The following is a 19,245-nucleotide window of genomic DNA, read 5'->3' as shown; positions in this document are numbered from 1 at the left end:
ATGTCATCGCTGTTAAGTTACTTAACCGACAAACGACGCCTGCTCGCAGACAGCTATGAAGCCAACTGTTTGGCAATAGCACGTGATATTGCCAGATTGCTGATCGATGTTGGACATCAGCCTTTCATTGCGTGCTTGCATAAGGAAACGGTCAGACCAGGATATCGATTTCACCACCCTCTCATTCCGAAGAAGTATTACGGCAGTATCACCTGGACAAAGCATTATGTGTGCTGCTGCGAGGGCCTAGTCTATGATCCGATGCTCGAGGAGCCGGTAGGGATAGAACAATACAGCAGGGCAGCGTTTGGTGAAGACTTCCCGCTGGAGAGCTTCGTCCCAAAAGAAGCAATGGAAGGGTATATGGGGCGACACTCATTTTGAAGAGGCTGGCGCCTAAACGTGTTAAGACTTCGACGCGGCCTGGGCACCCTCTCCCTCAGACCCGACCCGAGCGGCCACGCAAGTCGCCGTTGAACATACACTATGACCGCGCTTGACTAAAAGAACCCGAGCCGAATTGCCGCGGCGTCGCGCAGCAGCCGCTCTTCTGCTACACCTCACTCGCGGAAAAAAATCGTACCATTCAAAAAGTTCTGCATCGTGGCATGACGAAGTTCCGTCTATTCCAGTTAAGAGAAAAGAATCCACTGAAGGAGAATCGATATGCCAAAGAAACAGAAAGCCAAGGTACAAACAGGCCAGCAGACCAAAGAGGGGTTTGTCGGCACCAGGTTTGAAGCGCCCGACGTCCCTGATTACGTCGTGGTCGAACTGCGTTACGAGAGCCCTGTTGCATTCACAGCGTCGAGATTTGCGGCGCCTGCCGCCGCCGCTCCGCAGTCGGAGAAGCTTAACGAGGTTCTGGCGAAGTATGATGTCGCGGCCATACGCTCCCATTTCGGCTTGAAATCAGCCGCGGTTCGTGCGCGGGTTGGAATCGCGGCGGCTTTGCCTCCGGAGCCCGACCCTGACAAGTTCAAGGACAAAGGAATGGACACTGAGTTCATTCAAAGCGGTTTCGTCCAGGTCGTTCCAAAGAACAGCCGCGATGCCGGCAAGATCGCAAGAGAGCTTAACCGGAAGGAGGCGGTCTGGAAGGCGTACGTCGCACCGCGTCCCGTGCCCGCGATGCCTGCCGGTACAGCCCCCGGAAGCCGCAACTTCGAACCGGCACAGGGCTATCTTTACGCGCCCCCAAATGGCATCGGAGCCGCCGAAGTATGGAGCCTCGCAGGAGCGAAAGGCAAGGGCATCACAATCTGCGATATCGAAGGCAACTGGAACCGGCAGCACGAAGATTTGCCTTCGGGCATTCAACTCATCGGCGGCACCGTGATCGATGATCTGGGCTGGCGAAACCACGGCACCGCGGTGCTGGGCGAGATGATTTCCATACCCAACAACAAAGGGACAGTTGGCATCAGCCACCAGGCAAAGGCCGTCGTTCATTCGGCTATAGTCGGCGGAGTGTTCAATACGGCCGCTGCAATCAATAACGCGGCGAATTTCTTGAAGGCCGGGGACGTAATCCTCATCGAGTTGCAGGCCACCGGGCCAAACGGAAAATTCGTTGCTATGCAGTTCTGGGGCGACATCTTTTCTGCCATTGTGGCAGCCACCGCTAAGGGGATTACCGTCGTTGAAGCGGCGGGCAACGGAGATGAGAACTTCGATCTGGCGATCTTTAATGGAACCGGTTTGCAAAAAGACAGCGGCGCGATAGTAGTAGGCGCAGGTGTTCCTCCGGCGAATCACGTTGACTTTGATGGATTCGGAGCGTCGCTCCCCTCGTACACTTCGCTCGGCGTACCGCGTTCGCGCATCTTCTTTTCGAACTATGGTAAGATCGTCAACGTCCAAGGCTGGGGTTGGCATGTTACGACGCTGGGATATGGTGACGCACAAGGCGGCGCTTCAGAGAACTCCTGGTACACTCTTCGATTCTCGGGCACTTCAAGCGCTTCACCGATCATCACTGGAGCCGTCGCGTGTCTTCAAGGCCGGGCGAAAGCCAAGAATGGCTCGCCACTCCCGCCGCACAAAGTCAGAAAGTTCCTTATGAATACGGGCACCCCCCAAGAACCCGGTCCAGGCGTGCCGTTGACGCAGAACATTGGTCCGCTGCCGAATCTCCCGATGGCGATGAAGAAAGTCTGATCTGGATGGTGCTGAGATGATTCCACCGGTGACGTTGCCCTCTGATAGCAAGATCAGGATTCCTGTGGATTTGAAATTGAAGACCGGATGGAGGCTTGACCGGAGCCGCCGCGTCTTCGAGTCGGACTCTGGCGAGAAGTTTACACCACGTGGCGATCTGCCTAAGAACAGCAGAATAGTCTACAAGGTGCCGACTCTCGCCGGGGCCGACCCGTCGAAGCTGTCGAAGCACGAACGGGAGTTACAACGCTATGTTCAGGTGATTCTGCCGCCGGGCGAATCGCCTGCGGATTATGTCGATGTTATTCGCAAATGGCCGTGTGTCGCGGAGGCACACATTGCGCCCGAGATAAGCTTGCCAACTCAGGCGTGAGGCTTGCTTTCACGAAGCCGTCTAACCACGCCGCTTAATCAAACAGGCGCTTGACCCGTTTCGGCTCGAAAACGTAGGTTTCTACCTGGCTGCTGACAAGACGAGAGTGATTCACTTCAGTCGAAGCAACAAGCCAGGCTCATCGAGATTCGACTTTCTCGGGTTCGAGTTTCTCTGGGACAAAGACCGCGCGGGCAAGCCTCACGTAGCGCGCCGAACTTCCAGAAAGAAACTCCTCGATCGCCAACTTCACCCAGTGGTGCAAGCAGAAGCGCAACGTCAGGCTCCGTGTGCTCTTCCCGCTGCTGAACCGGAAGCTCCGTGGGTATTACAACTACTCTGGAGTGAAAGGGTATGCTGCCGGAATCCAAGAGTTCTACGGCAGGGCAATGGAGATTCTGCTGGAGTGGTTGAACAGAGGAAGCCAACGTTTGAGTTTCAAACTGGCAAGGCTTCAAAGACCTGTTGGATCATTTCGAGGGGCCACGGCCACGGATCAAGACACGGCTGAGGAATAGGGCTGGGGCTGGCGGTGAGCTACAGCATCATCGAACGGCACGGCGGCCGCATCGAAGCGCGCAGCAGCCCGGGCCGAGGCACTACGTTCACCATAAGGCTGCCGGTAGCCGATAGCGTTCAGAAGCAAGCGAAGCGCGATCGCAGGGCTCGCCCGCGGTCGGCAAATGTGCTCGTGGTAGACGACGATCAGCGGGTTCGCGAAGCGCTGGTAGGCATGCTGAACTCGGCTGGTCATCGCACCGATCATGCGGGAAGCGGGCACGAGGCTCTTGCCAAGCTCGAGCGTGACCAATTCGATCTGGTGTTCACCAATCTTTCGATGCCCGAGATGGAAGGCTGGGCGGTGGCGAGCGAAGTGCGCCGCTGGCCAGGTGTAATGGTGGTATTGATAACCGGCCACGCCGTTCCGGCTGAGACCGTTGACGACAACCGTGAGCTTGTGAGCGAGGTGATCTTCAAGCCAATCCTGTTTGACGACCTCAACTCGACGCTGAGCCATGTGCTTTCCTGATCAAACGCAGCGGGCTTTCGCAAGAGACCGCGCGCCGAGGCTGGTTCTTATTATTTGTTTGCGTCTGCTTCCTCTGCCCAGAAAACCCACTCTACGCCATTGCGGTGTTTTTCGCGCGGCTGAAGCGTGCCACGTTGTTCGAGCAACTCGCGCGCGCCGCGTTGTACGCTAGCGTAGAGGTATTGTGCAATATCTGCAAACATCCATCCCCGATTAGCCAGATCGGTCTTATTGAAAGCGCTTTCGAGTTGTTTGCGCCGCTTTTCAAACAGGTCAGCCACACGCTCGGCCATCTCTTGGCAAGCAGCTTCAAACTCGGCGCGTTCATCCGCTCTCACGACAGGAAAGTTAGGCTCGTAATAACGCTCGGTGGGATACTTCCTCTCCCACTCTTCAGATTCACGTAAGAGCTCACTGGCCATCATTTCACCGATGTGCCTATGAATACTTGGTTGCGAAAGATCGAGTTCCTTGGCAAGCTGCGCTATTGTCTTCGGCTCCTTACCTACCGAGTTTATGATGCTTTCCTTTGTGCCGTCAGGGAGCAGCTTCTTTTGAGAGATACTAGCCCATGGATCACCGTACCCACTCTGCGACGACACACACTCGCAGGCGAATCGTAGCCCCTTGTATTCATTCGGATCGGTCATCAAAGCTCCTTTACAATTCAAGTATTAGGATGCATGCTAATAGCGTTGCGGCTAAGGCGACGCCAGTTAAGAGTTAATACTAGCTGATTACAGCCGCGACCAAAAATGCCGGAAGGCATTTACTCAGGTGGACGCTCGCAGGGAATGCGTACCAGTTTCAATGGAGGTAAGAGGAAATGGATGACGACGTCAAGCAAATCAACACATCCACGCAGCACCGCGACTTTGCGTTGCAAGGCCACGGACAACAAGAAATCTCACCTCACAAAGCCCGCGCTATGCACTTCAAAAAACTTGTCTCTTTAGTGGTGATCCTGCTGGCCGGCGTTGCATTTCTGTTCCTGTACATTGACAGGGGCCGAGCCCAGGATCAATCAGCCGCTCAGGTACAGCTCCAAAAAGCGAAAGTGAAAAGTTTCGACGATCAGATCACTGCTAATGCAGAGAGGATGATGGACGAAGGCAGGCAAACTTTTCGGTTTGATACTTTCGGTGATGAAGCTTTCTGGGGCGATCTGCTTAAGCTCCATCAGGCAATTGAGGGTGCAAGCTTGGGAGGCGTTGGGCCGGGCTTGACTCCGACGGCAGCGCTCGGTCTCGGCTTGAAAGTAGACCTCGACGCCCTTCCCAAACAGTTACGGAAGGACTTGGAAAAGGGCCGCGTTGATCTCAACAACTCTGCCACCACGCTTGCTCTGCTGAAACTCAATGCTGTAATAGGAGTGAAGGGAATCTTTCAGGGCGACAGGTTGAAATCAGTTGGGATCACGTGCGCTATTTGTCACTCCTCGGTTGATAACTCGCTGGCTTCGGGTATAGGCCATCGCCTTGATGGGTGGGCCAACCGCGACCTCAATGTAGGCGCAGTCATCGCTCTTGCCCCCGACCTCAGTTCGGTTGCGAATCTTCTTGGCGTGAGCCAGGACACTGTCAGACAGGTGCTTCACAGTTGGGGGCCGGGAAAGTTTGATGCAGAGTTATTCCTGGACGGCAAGGCATTCAATCCGCAACAGATCTCCAACCGTGTTGTGACAGGCACGAATGTGCCTGGCGCTACGTTGATACCGCCCGCGTTCGGACTTGTAGGAGTGAACCTTCACACCTGGACCGGATGGGGATCGGTGACACACTGGAATGCCTTCGTGGCTAATCTTGAGATGCACGGAAAGGGCAGGTTCTTCGATCCTCGCTTGAATAACGCTGCGCAATTTCCTATCGCCGCATCGCACGGCTTCGCCGATCTGCCACACATTAATCCTGACGATGACCTGATTACAGCCAAGCTTCCGGCGCTCCACTTTTATCAACTTGCGATTCCCGCGCCGAAGCCCCCGGATGGTAGCTTTGACCAAGCCGCAGCAGACCGCGGCGACAAGCTGTTTGAAGGCAAGGCGGGATGCAACAACTGTCACGTGAGCCCAATCTACACGGAACCTGGCTGGAACCTGCACACGGCGGCAGATGTTTGCATTGATGATTTTCAGGCCAATCGCGGCCCGGACAGGCGGTACCGCACATCGCCCTTGAAAGGATTGTGGTCGCACCAGAAAGGCGGCTTCTTCCACGATGGTCGCTTTGCGACTTTGCTGGATGTCGTTAATCACTATAACACTTGCTTCACCTTGGGTCTGACCAATCAAGAGAAAAATGATCTGGTTCAGTACCTATTGTCGCTTTAGCTGAGTGAAGGCTAGCTCGCTTGAATAGGCTTCACCGGGGTACGAATGCTTACCGAGAAGCCTATGCAAGCGAGTTGTGATGAAACCGGTTAGTGCTCCTAGCTTGATAACGAACGTTCAGTGAGCAGAAAGGGAGGTACCTACGGGTTCGCTCGCTGACCCGGAGAACGACACCACTGTTGGATCTCTCGCCCGACATTCAAGTCGCTTGGTCGCCAAAGCTCTTAAGGATCATCCCGGGCAGTTTGCCCGGTGTTCTGCTGGCTTGTGAGCGTCAACGCGCGCTTGCTAGAATTCGCGTTGTGAAACCTCACTCTGCTACCGGCGTTAAACTCAACAACAAGGCGCATCTCCGATAGCCCCGGGCGCGGCTTTGTTAGATTTCTCCGCAGCGAGAGGATGTGTATGAAAAAGTCTCCCACGATCTCGATCAGCGTTCTGCTGGCGGCGTTGGCGCTCGGCTCACTCGCCTTTGGGCAAGCCGGGGGCGACGTTCGCCGTCGAACCATAGCAGTCACTTACTTGAAAGATCCTGTCTCCGTGCAATTGGCCGGCACCACTCTCAAACCGACCGCGCGCGGCGAAGCTACAGTCGAACGGTGGCGCAAACGAAACGAGAGCGAGATAGATATCACCATTCAAAACATGAACCCGGCATTCAACTACGGAGCCGACTATACGACTTATGTGTTGTGGGCCATCACGCCCGCTGGGCAGGTGGATAACCTGGGAGAGTTTCGTCTTTCGGGCAGCTCGGCTCGGCTCAAAACGGCGACTCCGCAACAGACCTTCGCAATGATCGTAACCGCCGAGCCTCATTATCTGGTGAAGCTGCCCTCTCGCATGGTAGTGCTCGAGAACCTGGCGCCAACATCCAAAAACGTTCAGGTGCAAGTCTCGGAGATCTCCTTCGCCGGCGACTCGGGCAAGTACTACACCGATACGAGCGTGCCGGCGCTTGCCGAGCGAGACTACAACAAGACTCCGATGGAACTTCTGCAAGCAAGACGAGCGGTGCAAATCGCCCGGCTGGCTGACGGCGAGCGTTACGCCCCCAACGACTTCAATCAAGCGGCGAACTTGCTCAATCAAGCTGAAGACGCGTTTCGTCACGGCGCGAAGGTCCACGACGTAGGCCGAATCGCGCGCGAGTCCATAACGATGGCCGTCCGCACCCGGGACATCGCCGAAGAGCGCGCGCTAGCGGCCGAGCGGCGGGCCGAGATCTCCCGGCGCGATGCCGAGGTGCGCCGCGCGACCGATACAGCTTCCGATCTCAGCTCGCAGTTGGCCGACACCCAGTCGCGATTGAGGGCTTCCGAGATCGCTCGCGAGAACGCGCAAGACCAACTCGATCGGGTGATGCGTGAAGCCGCTGATGCGCGAGCGGAAAATCGCTCACTCAAATCCGAGACCGACAGGCTGCGCAACCAGGCTGATCGCCTGAGCCAGGACCTCACGGAAGCGCGCGGGCGCGTTGCCGAGTTGCAGTCGCAGTATTCTTCGACAAACGCGAAGCTGAACGAAACCTCCACAAGAGTCGAAGCAATGGAGCGGGCTGAGCGCGAAAAGCAGCTAGCCGAAGGTCGCCGCCGGGACTTCGCCGCGTTGCAGGCGGGAGTTGCCGCGCTCATCACTGTGAAGCCAAGCGGGAACGGCTTTGCAGCTACGCTGAGCGATTCATTCTTCGTGCTGAACCAGACGACTCTACACGTGAGAGTGAAGTCGAAGATGGACGCGCTTGCGAGATTCATCGCAGCTCATGCGGACGCCGCGTTCTCTATCGAGAGCCATTCAGACTCGCGGCCCAACGCGGACGCTTTTGCGCTGGGCCGCGCACAGGCAGTAGCAGACTATTTGGCGGCGCTCGGCGTCTCGCGTTCGAGCTTCAGAGTCGAATCACGCGGCGCGACGATTCCGGTCTCGGCGCGAAAGACATTGGCTGCGCGCGCGATGAACCGGCGAGTAGAACTTGTATTTGTGGCGCCCTGATAAGCCATGACAGGCTGGACCGGATCCCGCCAGACGTATGGTTGGCGTCTGGCGGGACGGTTTTCTCATTGAAATACCGCGCAGAACAGATTAGCCTCTAGAAGCGTAATCGCCTTCCGCAACTTCAGCTCGAGGTCAACATCAATGTATTGCCCGAAATGCGCAACGCAAAACGGCGACGACACGAAGTTCTGCCGCTCGTGCGGAAGCAACTTAAGCCTGGTGCCGCAAGCTTTGACTGGGCGTTTGCCCGAGGCTCGTTCAAGGAGACGTGGCCGGCACGACTTTGAGCGCGGCGGCCCGGCCAGTTTGGCCAACGGAATAACCAAGGTGTTTGTCGGCCTCGGGTTCCTGCTTGTATCCCTTGCCCTCGGGCTGAGCAATGCCGGGAGGGGATGGTGGTTTTGGATGCTCATTCCCGCGTTCGCCTCGCTTGGCAAAGGCGTCGCCGAAATCGTCAGCGCAAAATACGGCTCCCACCTGGCGCCGGGAGCGAACCAAACCGCTATGCCGGCGGGGGCTAGGACTGGAGAACTTCCACCTCCTCGCAATGAAGTCCTCTTCCCGCCACCCAGCGTTACCGAACAGACCACGCGTCAGCTCGACCCGACAAGGGATCCTTACCGGCATAGCGATTGAGACGCGGATTTGGTGCCGTTCCTCAAATCACTCTCAGTCTTTCCGCACACTGCACGATTGAAATCGAGCCTCCGAGCTAAGGTCTACTCGGATCCAAGTTTCGATTTCGATTCCGCTGCCGAGCCTTGTAGAATTAACCGCCTTTGTTTCATTCGCAACAAGGCGCGGCGAGGAGAACAGTTGATGCGAATCAGAATAGCTCTTTGGGTTCTTTGTAGCGTTGTAGTGTTACCGGCGCACGCGATCGCGCAGCTCAAGCAATCGCCGCCTGAAACAACAATCACTATTCTTCAGCTAAACGACGTCTATCAAATCTCACCGGTTGACAGAGGTAAGCGCGGCGGCATGGCTCGCGTGGGAACTCTTCAAAAACAGATTCGCGCTCAGTCGCCGCACACGTTGTTTCTGCTTTCGGGTGATTTCATTTCGCCGTCGGTTGCGTCGCGCCTGTTCAAAGGGAAGCAGATGGTAGCTGCGCTCAACGCCGCCGGTTTGGACATCGCCACTCTGGGCAATCACGAATTCGACTTCGGGCCAGAGGTGTTGCGCGAACGAATGAGAGAGTCGCGGTTCGCCTATACGATCGCCAACGTGTTTGACAGGCGAACCGGCAAGCCGTTTGGCGGTGCAAGCCGGTACATCATCCGCGACCTGGGCGGCGTGCGCGTGGCGATCTTCGGGTTGTTGCTGGCTGAAACCGCTTCGGTGTCCGCGCCCGGACCGGGAGTTCGGTTTGACGACCCAGTCACTGTGGGCAGGCAACTGTCCCGCGAGCTTCGCAGGCGAGGCGCGGACATCGTAATCGCGTTGACGCATCTGCCGATGCGCGACGACAAGCGGCTCGCCGCTGAAGCTGATGTTGACCTGATTGTCGGAGGCCACGAGCACGAGTTGCTCGAGTCGTTCGCCGGCCGCGCGCTCATAATGAAGATGGGCTCCGACGCTCGCAATCTCGGCCGCATTGATTTGAATGTCGTTCGTTTGGCGGCCTCGCGGAACTCGCGATCGAGCGTTTCGCGCGCGCGATACAAGCTTCAATCAGCCGACTTTCAGGCGATCCCGGTGACCGACAGCGTTCCGGACGATCCGGAGGTCGCAGCCGTCGTCCGCGAGTACGAGAAGCAATTGAACGCCAGCCTCGGCGAAGTGATCGGTAAAACGTCGGTGGTCCTCGACGCTCGAGCGTCGGTGATTCGGCGCGGCGAAAGCAATCTTGGAAACTTCCTTGCGGATGCCTATAGACAGGCCCTGGGAGCCGATTGCGCGTTAGTCAACAGCGGCGGCATTCGTTCGGACGCGACTTATGGACCCGGCGATCTAACCAAGAAAGACATCCTCTCGATCTTGCCATTCGAAAATACGCTTGTGAAGGTGCGGTTGACCGGCGCGCACGTTAAGCGGCTTCTGGAGAACGGCGTGAGCGTCGCCGGGAAAGAAGACGGCCGGTTCCCTCAAGTGTCCGGGATCATATTCACGTACGATGCCGGTCGGCCAGTGGGGTCGCGGGTTGTCAGCATTGAAGTCGGAGGTAAACCAATTGAGCCGGAGAAGGCTTACACGATGTCTGTGAACTCTTACCTCTGGGGCGGTGGTGACGGCTATGACTTAAAAGGCGTAGCGCTGTTGATCAAACCTGAAGAAGGACCAGTCGAGCCGGACGTGGTTATGGAAGCGGTCCGGAAGTTGGGAACGATTGCTCCACAAGTCGAAGGTCGAATCAAATCCGTGAGCGGGAACGGGAACCAGAGATCCCGCATGGCAAATAGCGCGAACGTTAGTCTGTATTATTCGATGAGATGAGCGGTCACCTCGGTCACTCTTAGGTCTTAGCTCTTAGCTCTTTTTGCTCTAGCTGTTTGCTCTTCGCTCTTCGCTCTTCGCTCTTCGCTCTTTGCTCTTTGCCATTCACACCGGGCGTTTGAAACCCCGTTCAATGTCGCGCAGTCCCATCCGCATCATGATCGGCCGGCCGTGAGGGCAGGTCATCGGGTTCTGCGTCTTCATTAGCTCATCGATCAGCCACTGCATCTTCTCAGACGTGAGCGGCATATTGACCTTGATCGCCGCTTTGCACGCAAGCTCGGCGGCGATCTTGTCACGCATGCGTTCGATGGTGAAATCGCGCCGCTCGCGCTCGACTACCGCGAGCACTTCTCGCACTACAGCCAGCACGTCGCCCGCCCCGAGTCCAGCCGGCGAGGTCTTGATCGCGATGGTCCGCCCAGATAGCTGCATCGTTTCGATCCCAATGTTTTCGAGTTCGCTTTGAACGATGACGAACGCTTCTGTTTCAGCCGGAGTCAAGTCGATCGTCGCCGGTATCAGCAGTGGCTGCAATCCCGCCGAGCGCGCGAGTCGAGCATCGCGAAACTGCTCGAACAAGATTCGCTCGTGCGCGACGTGCTGATCGACCAGCAGCAAGCCTTCCTCGTCGGTCGCCACGATGTAGCTGTCACGAATCTGGCCAAGCGGCTTTATACCGTGTCCCAGCCCGGGCAGCGCGTTTGACTCGAGCGGTCTCGCTTCGCCCTCCAATCTAATCGGCTCAGCCGAGGGTCCCGCGCAACCAGACTCGATTGATTCTGCGTGTTCGGCCGCGATAACAGGAAAGTCGTTCGTTTGTGCGAAATCTTCCTGCCATTTTTCTCCGCCAAGCGGCGAGTTGTTGCGGGTCGCAGGCCTCGCGCTCGGGCGCGCAGCATCGGCCCCCGCAGCATCGGCTATCGTATCGCCGCCGACCGCTCCAGGCTGTCTATCGACGCCCGGACTTTCGCGCGGTGAGCGCGCCGTGGTGTCGAAATCAGCCGATGGCCAGCCTCTCCGCTCGACTGCTCCCCGGCTCGGCGCAACCGCACCCTCGTTCTCCGCGCGTGATCTCGCGACGCCGGGGACTTGCGTAATCGGTTGGGTAGACCGCAGCGCTTCCGCGACCGCGTCGCGAACGAAAGCGAGCACCGCGCCCTCGTGAAGGAATCGCACTTCTGTTTTTGCGGGATGAACATTCACGTCGACTTCCGCCGGCGGCGCTTCGATGAAGAGAACCGCCGCGGGATAGGTCCCCGAAGGCATCATCGAACGATAAGCCTCGCTTAGCGCGCGCCCTATCAATTGATCGCGGACGAATCGGCGGTTGATGAACAAGTATTGCGCGTCGCGCGACGACCGTTGCTCCTGCGGGTTGGACACGAAGCCCGAGATTTTCAGACCGTTGGCCTCGCCGTTGACTTCGACGAGCTTGTCCAACCGCGAGCCTCCGAGGACCTGATAAGCGCGCTCTTTGAGCGATTGCGCGGGAGCTACGCGAACCACGTCGCGGCCGTTGTTAACAAGCAGGAAGGACAATTGCGGGTTGGCTAGCGCGTAGTGTTGAACCAGGTTGGCGATATGAAAGCTCTCGGTCGCATCGCTCTTGAGAAACTTGCGGCGCGCGGGAATGTTGAAGAAGAGTTCGCGCACTTCCACTTCCGCGCCGGCCGGCCAGGCGATATCGCGCACGGCGACCAGTTTACCGCCGTTGAATTCGACCTCGGTGCCTTCGTTGTCGCGCGCAGTCTTGGTGCGCAGGAAGAGTCGAGAGACCGATGCAATAGAAGGAAGCGCCTCGCCTCGAAACCCGAGCGTATTGATGGCTTCCAGATCATCGGCTGTGTGCAGCTTCGACGTAGCGTGTCGTTCAAAGGCGATGATCGCGTCATCGCGAGTCATGCCTTCGCCGTCGTCAAGGACGCGGATCAGGCGTTTGCCGCCGGTCTCGACTTCGATGTTGATCTTACTAGCTCCGGCGTCGAGCGCGTTTTCGAGCAACTCCTTCACGACAGAAGAAGGCCGCTCTACGACTTCTCCGGCGGCGATTTTGTTGGCGAGCGAATCGGGCAGTACTTTGATCTTGGACATTGGCGCTGGAATCTTATCGCAGGCTGGGGTGAATGACTACCGGGCTAGCATAGACTTTAAGATCGGCGCGCAGGCAACCGAGGATGAGTGCGAGTCCCAACGGCGACATCGACCCTGTAGGCCTTGTGATTGCGGTGTTCGAGGTGAGAGAGTCGCTGATCGCTTCCAGCCGGCTAGGCAAAGAGATTCTTCACGATGAAGATTGCCAATGAGATCACGCCTGAGAAAAAGCCAAGCCAACTAATGGTATCTCGGACTCTGTCGTTTATTTCCAAACTTAACCTTTGTAGCATCCGGCTCTTTAAGCCCGTGACTCCTTCGGCGATCCTAGACAAGTCACCAATTGTTGAAAGCGCAGTGTACGCTCTGCCCATCGTGCCTCTCATTACGATAGCAGCGTCCATCACCCAAGAACCCAGGTACGTGTCGCCATGCTGAATGAATGGCATGTAGTCATCGGAAAGGCCCAGCCCGCCGAAGTAAGCCCGGACCTCGTGATTAACAACATTATCGAAGGTGGCAGTCCAGATACCTCCATTTTCGCGCAAGAATGCATTGCCACCATCTCTAGAAAACCAAGCATCTGGAAAGTTATTTAACCAAGTTAGAGTTTCTTGGTTAAGTTCGATCTTAAATTTGAGGCGTCTGTTTCGTATTGTTTTGATGCTTCCAAAATGCGAAGATACGCTTAAGTTTCGGCAGACCAGCTTGAGGAGAGACATTCTTGCACGAGGAACTAATGATCGTTGAAGAGGCCGTTGCCGCTTCGAATAACATCGAAGAGCTTGAGCGATTGTACTCTCTCCGGCAGCCGATACAGGTGAGAAGGTTCCTCGGTGAGCATGCTTTCTTGGTTCCTCTTCTGGTTGAGGCTTACGACACAGCAACCCGTTACTTCGCACCGTTGTCTTACGCTCTTGAGGTGATTGCCGATCCGGATAGCATGGACGACCAGCAGTTGGTGCTCTTCCTCGTCCTTCAGCTTACACCTGCCGAGGCCTTTGCAAAACTGCAGCGATTCGACAACGAGTGGTGGCTTGACGCTATGGACGCAGCACAAGGCCCCCTGTGCATCAGTCTGGAGCTCCATTGAGCTTTGATTGGTCAGACTATCTGCGTTCTTTCTTGCTCCACTCACGCCGGTCTGTTATCACTAGCGAGCCATGATCAGACACGTCGTCTTCTTTAAGTTCAAACCGGAAGCAAGCGTGGCAGAGCGCCGAGCGGTGCTCGATGAACTACGCGCACTGCCTGACAAGATCGATGTCATCCGCTCGTTCGAAATCGGCGAGGACATTATGCATTCGGCTCGCGCGTGGGACGCGGTTTTGATCGCCACTTACGACGATCTGGAGGCGCTCGAAACATACACACGCCACGACGATCACGTTGAGGTCGTCTTGAAGCTTCGTGAAATTTGCGACGCCGCCGGCTCTGTCGATTACGAATATTAACTTACGCGGTAGACGTATGGTCGTGGATAATCTTCCACCCGTCGGGGAACTTTCGAAACGTCAGCGTGAACAACCCGCCTGATTCGCCGCTCGACATCTTCAGATGAAATCGCCCGCGAACGAATGCGGCGCTCGGCCCGAGCAACTCAATCTTCAGATCCAGGAATTCCAGCTTGCCCATTTCGGTTCCCGCGCTTTGATACCGGTTGCGGTATCGAGTCAGTGTCTCTTCCCAACCGGCGACCCTCGTTCCGCCCGAATAGAAGGTCAGATCGGGCGAGCGCCAGTAACCCTGCATAAAGCTTTCAAGGTCGCGGCGGTTCCACGCCTGGACCTGGCGATCCAGCACGTCGCGAATCTCTCGCGCCGCGCGCGGCTCCGGGGTGCTCTTCTGCTTCGCGAACGCTGGAACCGCCGGCATTAGCAGCAAACCGGCGCATATTCCAAAACCGATATTGACCAGGTTCTTTCTGAGCATCGAAATGTACCTCACAGGATTGGTCTGTGATCGGGCGTTGATCATCGTTCTGGCGGAAGCTGGAGAGTTCTTAGCGTCCTTTGCGGGTCTTAGCGTTCTTTGCGCGAACCCCGTTTCTCGCAAAGGACGCAAAGACTCGCAAAGGACGCTAAGACTGAGTTACTCCTTGCTTGCCGTTGCAAGATCGATCGCCTGCAGCTCGGCGTAATCGTCATAGGCAAGAACGTCGGGCCGTTTTTCCAGCGACGTGAAGATGTTGAACACGTCGCGATCTCCTCGTCGCGCAGCCCGTTTCTCTTCAAGCCGCCGCTTGCGGATCTGACGCAGCTTCTTCAGCGCCGCGAAAAGAGACAAGAGAAAGCCCGGCTGAAGTCTTAGCGGAGCGGCCAAAGCAAGCAATGCCACCCACATCGTATGCGAAGCCATCAGCCGCCCATCATGTAAGTTGACCCAGTGGTAGATCAAACGATTTCGCTGCTGCATCCGCCACACACGGCGCTGATTGACCGTGCGCATAGTGGATGAAACGCGATGATGCACGACCGAACGCGGCTCGTAGACTACCGAAAGACCTCGCTTCCACGCGCGATAGCTGATATCGACGTCTTCCCAGTAGATCGGCGCGAACAGACTGTCGAATCCTCCGATCTCGAGGAACACCCGGCGATCGAACATTGCCGAGCCGCCACTCGCGAACGCCGAGTAACGCGAAGCAGCGTCTCTCGATTCGGCTGCTTCCTCGCCCGGGATGGCGGGCACACACACATAACTGCGATGGACTCGAATAAAGCCGCCGGAAAAGCTTCCCAGTTTCCCGCTTCCACATTCGCGGCCGCTTTCGAGATCGAAGACTCGGCAGTGAGCTGCAAACACCAAAGGGTCTGCGAAGTTCTCGACCAGCGGCGCGATCGAGCCCACACCGACGTCAACGTCGTTGTTGAGAAGGAACACCAGCGGGTACCGGGCTGACTCGAACCCGCGATTGCATGCGGGGCCGAACCCGCGATTGGTTTCGTGCCTGATTAACCTGAGACTCGGCGATATTTGCTGACCGCTGAAGGCGTGGCTTTCAGGATTCTTGATGTGGCCTGCGTTGTTCAGAGCTGCCGCGCGCACCGGCGTCTCTTCTACGAATCCCCGATCGAGCAGCCATCCGGCTGTGTCATCGACACTGCCGTCGTCGACGATGACGATCTCAGTTGGAGCGTCGAACTGTTCGCTGTATTGGATTGCGGCGGCGATCACGGATTGCAGGAACCGCTTGAGCAGCTCAAGCCCATTCCAGCTTGGGATGACGATGCTGACGGCTGGCGTCACGTTAGTGCCGATGATGCTTTACCGCGCCCGAGCTGCTGCCAGGGTTGGCCATCTGCTCGAGCGTTTCGAGGCTGCCGTGGCTTCCGAGCGCGACCAGCGCATCTCTTTCTTCGATTATCGTGTCGGCGGAAGGGTTGAAGATCATAGCTCCGTCCGCGCGCCTGATGCCGATGACGATGACGCCGTGTTCCGAACGGATGCCGGTGTCCTTCAACGGACGTCCGATGAACGGCGATTCGTTGCCTATTTCTACCTGTTCTATTTCAAGCTCGAGCCGCTCACTCATCGTCGCCAGCTCGATGAAATCGGCTACTGCTGGACGAAGCAGCATCTGCGCCATCTTGGTCGATCCGGTTAAGGCAGGAGACACGACTTTGTTGGCGCCCGCCTTCACCAGGCGGCCAACCGCCGCTTCGTCGTTGGCTCGCGCGATAATTCTGAGCTCCTTGTTCAAGTCTCGCGCAGTCAGCGTTATGTAGAGATTGTCCGGGTCGGATGATACAGCGCAAACGATACCGCGAGCGCGCTCGATGCCCGCAGCCTTGAGCACATCCTCGCTGGTGGCGTCGCCCATCAACACCATGTGGCCTTGCGCAAGCAGGCGGTCTGCGATGGTTTCGTCGCCTTCGATGACAACGAACTCGTGGCCGCTGCGGGCGACATCGCGGACAACACCGGCGCCCACGCGGCCGGCCCCGCATATGATGTAGTGGCCGCTGAGCTTATTGATATCCTTGTACATTTTTCGCTTCCCGAAAGTGGATAGCAGCTCGGACTCTATCACGGCCTGCGCGGCGGATGACAGCGCATAGCCGAGTGTGCCAACACCCAGGATGATCAGAACCGCCGTGAAGTAACGAGCGCCCTCGGTTGTATTCTCAGGTTCGCCGTAGCCAACGCTTGTGAGAGTGATCAACGTGAAATAGAAGGAGTCGAACCATGACAAGAAAGGAAGGATCAACTTGAAGCCAAGAGTACCGAACGCGATCAGACCGGCGATCGCGCTAAGTGCAATCTGGAGTTTCTTCTTCGGCGACATAAAGGTTGAACGTGAAGCTGTATGTTATCGTCGCGGGAGGTTTGAAGCAAGAAATGGCAACGGCGGCTCGTAAGCTTTCGGGGAACTTCGGCGGGCGCGAAAAAAAGGAGGCGCAACAATCGCGCCTCCTTTGAAGGAGAAAGCTTATGACGCAAAGCCTTGCACGACCCGATTAGAGTCGCGTTTACAACTGCGGGCGGCGTGTGGTTGGAAGCTCTCGTTTCTCGAGCGTCACGTTGAGAGTTTGTTCGGCCCGATTGCGGACAATCTTAACGGCCAACGGGCCTTCCGTCTTGGCTGAGAGTGCCTTGACCAGCGCCCGCACGCTGTCGACCTTTTCGTTTTCGATGGCGATGATCACATCTCCGGCCTTGATTCCTGCTTTTGCGGCGGAACTGTTTTCATCAACCGACGCGACGAGCACACCCTTGCTGTCTTTCACTCCAAAGAACTCGGCTAGCTGATCGGTGAGCGACTCGGCGCTGATTCCCAACCGTCTTCCGCTGAAGAATGAATACTCGCCGGGATTAACAAAAGCGAAGTCGCCAAAGTTCGGCGGCAGCGCCTTCAGGGTTCCTTGATGCTCCTTCATTGTTTCTTCATAGAGCTTGAGCGATTCTTCGGCTCGCTTCATCGATTCTTCGTTCTGCTTCCAGAACTTCTCGTTGAACTCGGGCCCGAGCGACTTGAAACTTTGAAGAGACCGCTTCGCCAAAGCTGTGGCGAGCGTTTGCCGGGAGTTGCCGCGAACGATCTCAATCTGGACCGTGCGGTCGGCGGGAGTCTCGTTGAGCAGTCGCTGCAGTTCACGAACGCTGTCGACGCGGCGCCCGTTGAACGACACGATCACATCGTTCTCTTTCAGCCCTGACTTAGCAGCCGGACTGTCGGCGACTACTTTCATCACCACCGCCCCTCGCTCTTCCTTCAAGCCAAGCTCCCTGGTCCTCTCGGGCGTGACTTCTTCAAGATAAACGCCGAGGTAACCGCCCTCGCCTGCTCCAAGCTCAAGCCCAAAAAGGCCAGGAGACTGTAATAATGCCTTCTCCTTCTCCTTCTCGACCTGCTCCTTGCTCTCTGGCTGGTCCTTACTCTTTGCTTTGTCCTTTTGAGCCGCGCCGCTGGCGATAGCGACCCCGGCTCCAACCGCTGCGATGAGCAGTATGATCAAAGAAAGGCGTCTGAGCATTTTATACCTCCGAAACTCTTCGAGTTGTGAACTGTGCTTTCAGGCTTCAGCACGCCCAGGAAGAACAAAAGTTCCAAAACCTGCGTCCTGCCCGGGCCGTTATCGTGAGACGGTGTCCCTCGAACTGTTGCCGCTTCGGGTGGCTCTTAGCACGAGGCTGGTTAGCCTGGGTGCGCGCTCCAAAACCCTGGCAACAAGGCCTCCTGTTGGCGTTGAGAAAGCGGCGGCCCTAAGCAGACCGGCGACCTTCATGCGATTGTCAAACTCATGCTCGTAACGACGGGTATAACAGGCAAGCACAGAGTCAAGAAACGACGATGAGGCACTCCCAGACATTGCCATTCCGACCCGCGCCGCCGAAACACCCGAAGGGACTTGACCTGCGATTGCTTCGAACACTGCATCGGCCGCCATCTCGCCGGTTCTCAGGGCCATCTGGATTCCAGTGCCGGTAAAAGGATCGATCATTCCCGAAGCATCGCCGATCGCGATGACGCCGTTGCGCTCGAGGCGTCTGCGTCCAAACGTGAGAGGTCCGGCGCTGTACCACTTCCCCACGATCTCGGCGCCTTGCAGCCGCTCGCGCGCAAGACTGTTTTTCATCAAGGTGTGTTCGATGATGCTTGAAGGATCGCCTCCCGCGCTTTTCAAAGCGCGCTGGTCAACTATGAAACAGAGATTGACGAGGCCGTCTTCGACCACCGACATACCGCCGTATCCCTGTGGGAAGAAATAGAGCTCGACCTGGTCGTCGATGCCTTCGACGCCTTTGAAGTGTCCCTTTAGCGCGTAGAGCCGCGAGCCGCGGCGGCCGGCGATGCGTTCGCGCTTACCAAGCATCAAACGTGAATTTCTACCGGAGGCATCGATGATCAGCGGCGCTTCGAAGCGGACGCTTGCACCTTCCGGTAGCGACAATGCTTCGACCCCGCGGAGTATGCCGTCAGTGAATACACAGCCCTTCACCGCGACGCCTTCCAGGCACACAGCTCCCGTCTCTCGCGCGCGGTCAAAGAGAATCTGATCGAACCGGGCGCGGCTCAAGCTCATCGCCCACCCGGCGTCGTCCGATATCTTTGAGATATGAGTTTGAACTGATTTCCCGGTTGCCAGGATCAGACGCACGCCGGTTATCTTTCGTGCGCCGGCGGCGAGCATGCGGTCCATCACCCCAAGTCTTTCGAGCGGCGCAAAGCACTCCGGCGTTATGAACTCGCCGCACAGTTTTCCCCTCGGCATGCGTTTCTCTTCAAGCAACAACACGCGCGCGCCGCGTTGGGAAAGAGATATCGCAGCCGACGAACCAGCCGGCCCCCCGCCGATGATAATTGCGTCGTAATCAAACATAAAG

18 protein-coding genes are annotated in these 19,245 nt (G+C 57.0%); 10 read left to right on the top strand and 8 right to left on the bottom strand.

Features of this window, described 5'->3' with window-relative positions:
* The 4 genes from AABO57_02970 (at window position 1) to AABO57_02955 (ending at window position 3,563) form a co-directional block, all read left to right on the top strand.
* Complete coding sequence (locus tag AABO57_02970; GenBank protein MEK6284682.1) at window positions 1–384, top strand: hypothetical protein; 384 nt, start codon at window positions 1–3, stop codon at window positions 382–384.
* A 282-nt stretch (window positions 385–666) separates the two neighbouring features.
* Window positions 667–2,160 carry a S8 family serine peptidase gene (locus AABO57_02965; GenBank protein MEK6284681.1) on the top strand — a complete coding sequence of 498 codons (1,494 nt, stop codon included), beginning with the start codon at window positions 667–669 and terminating at the stop codon, window positions 2,158–2,160.
* 16 nt (window positions 2,161–2,176) lie between these two features.
* Window positions 2,177–2,533 carry a hypothetical protein gene (locus tag AABO57_02960; GenBank protein MEK6284680.1) on the top strand — a complete coding sequence of 119 codons (357 nt, stop codon included), beginning with the start codon at window positions 2,177–2,179 and terminating at the stop codon, window positions 2,531–2,533.
* A gap of 514 nt (window positions 2,534–3,047) precedes the next feature.
* On the top strand, window positions 3,048–3,563 hold the full coding sequence (locus AABO57_02955; GenBank protein MEK6284679.1) for a response regulator: 516 nt from the start codon (window positions 3,048–3,050) through the stop codon (window positions 3,561–3,563).
* Window positions 3,564–3,613: 50 nt separating this feature from the next.
* Here AABO57_02955 and AABO57_02950 read toward each other — a convergent pair whose 3' ends face one another.
* The gene (locus tag AABO57_02950; GenBank protein MEK6284678.1) at window positions 3,614–4,213 is read right to left on the bottom strand and encodes a winged helix-turn-helix domain-containing protein; all 600 of its coding nucleotides are present in this window, start codon (window positions 4,211–4,213) and stop codon (window positions 3,614–3,616) included.
* A gap of 449 nt (window positions 4,214–4,662) precedes the next feature.
* Between AABO57_02950 and AABO57_02945 the strand changes: the two genes are divergently transcribed.
* From AABO57_02945 to AABO57_02930, 4 genes are all read left to right on the top strand, one after another.
* Complete coding sequence (locus AABO57_02945; protein ID MEK6284677.1) at window positions 4,663–5,892, top strand: hypothetical protein; 1,230 nt, start codon at window positions 4,663–4,665, stop codon at window positions 5,890–5,892.
* A 405-nt stretch (window positions 5,893–6,297) separates the two neighbouring features.
* Window positions 6,298–7,884, top strand: coding sequence for an OmpA family protein (locus AABO57_02940; protein MEK6284676.1), 1,587 nt, complete (start codon window positions 6,298–6,300; stop codon window positions 7,882–7,884).
* A 144-nt stretch (window positions 7,885–8,028) separates the two neighbouring features.
* A complete protein-coding gene (locus tag AABO57_02935; protein MEK6284675.1) occupies window positions 8,029–8,523 on the top strand; it encodes a zinc ribbon domain-containing protein in 495 nt (164 codons plus the stop codon).
* Window positions 8,524–8,706: 183 nt separating this feature from the next.
* On the top strand, window positions 8,707–10,323 hold the full coding sequence (locus tag AABO57_02930) for a 5'-nucleotidase C-terminal domain-containing protein (protein MEK6284674.1): 1,617 nt from the start codon (window positions 8,707–8,709) through the stop codon (window positions 10,321–10,323).
* A 105-nt stretch (window positions 10,324–10,428) separates the two neighbouring features.
* On the opposite strand, the gene mutL is transcribed toward AABO57_02930, so the two are convergent.
* Together mutL and AABO57_02920 are read right to left on the bottom strand one after the other, a co-directional pair.
* Window positions 10,429–12,417: a DNA mismatch repair endonuclease MutL gene (mutL, locus tag AABO57_02925; protein ID MEK6284673.1), complete on the bottom strand. Its 1,989-nt coding sequence runs from the start codon at window positions 12,415–12,417 to the stop codon at window positions 10,429–10,431.
* Window positions 12,418–12,590: 173 nt separating this feature from the next.
* Entirely contained in the window at window positions 12,591–13,139 is a 549-nt protein-coding gene (locus tag AABO57_02920) for a hypothetical protein (protein MEK6284672.1), read from the bottom strand.
* A gap of 17 nt (window positions 13,140–13,156) precedes the next feature.
* Between AABO57_02920 and AABO57_02915 the strand changes: the two genes are divergently transcribed.
* A complete protein-coding gene (locus AABO57_02915; GenBank protein ID MEK6284671.1) occupies window positions 13,157–13,510 on the top strand; it encodes a hypothetical protein in 354 nt (117 codons plus the stop codon).
* Between the two features lie 70 nt (window positions 13,511–13,580).
* Window positions 13,581–13,871, top strand: a complete 291-nt coding sequence (locus tag AABO57_02910) for a Dabb family protein (protein MEK6284670.1) — start codon at window positions 13,581–13,583, stop codon at window positions 13,869–13,871.
* Between the two features lies 1 nt (window position 13,872).
* Here AABO57_02910 and AABO57_02905 read toward each other — a convergent pair whose 3' ends face one another.
* From AABO57_02905 to AABO57_02885, 5 genes are all read right to left on the bottom strand, one after another.
* Entirely contained in the window at window positions 13,873–14,349 is a 477-nt protein-coding gene (locus AABO57_02905) for a nuclear transport factor 2 family protein (GenBank protein ID MEK6284669.1), read from the bottom strand.
* Between the two features lie 159 nt (window positions 14,350–14,508).
* Complete coding sequence (locus tag AABO57_02900; protein ID MEK6284668.1) at window positions 14,509–15,666, bottom strand: glycosyltransferase; 1,158 nt, start codon at window positions 15,664–15,666, stop codon at window positions 14,509–14,511.
* Between the two features lies 1 nt (window position 15,667).
* Window positions 15,668–16,705, bottom strand: coding sequence for a potassium channel protein (locus AABO57_02895; protein ID MEK6284667.1), 1,038 nt, complete (start codon window positions 16,703–16,705; stop codon window positions 15,668–15,670).
* 184 nt (window positions 16,706–16,889) lie between these two features.
* Entirely contained in the window at window positions 16,890–17,894 is a 1,005-nt protein-coding gene (locus AABO57_02890; protein MEK6284666.1) for a PDZ domain-containing protein, read from the bottom strand.
* 99 nt (window positions 17,895–17,993) lie between these two features.
* The gene (locus tag AABO57_02885) at window positions 17,994–19,241 is read right to left on the bottom strand and encodes an NAD(P)/FAD-dependent oxidoreductase (protein MEK6284665.1); all 1,248 of its coding nucleotides are present in this window, start codon (window positions 19,239–19,241) and stop codon (window positions 17,994–17,996) included.
* Between the last annotated feature and the right edge of the window lie 4 nt (window positions 19,242–19,245).

This window comes from Acidobacteriota bacterium (genome assembly GCA_038040445.1).
GTDB lineage: Bacteria > Acidobacteriota > Blastocatellia > UBA7656 > UBA7656 > Onstottus_A > Onstottus_A frigus.
The sequence above is the reverse complement of the archived record's forward strand: the minus strand, read 5'-3'. Positions and strand labels throughout refer to the sequence as shown.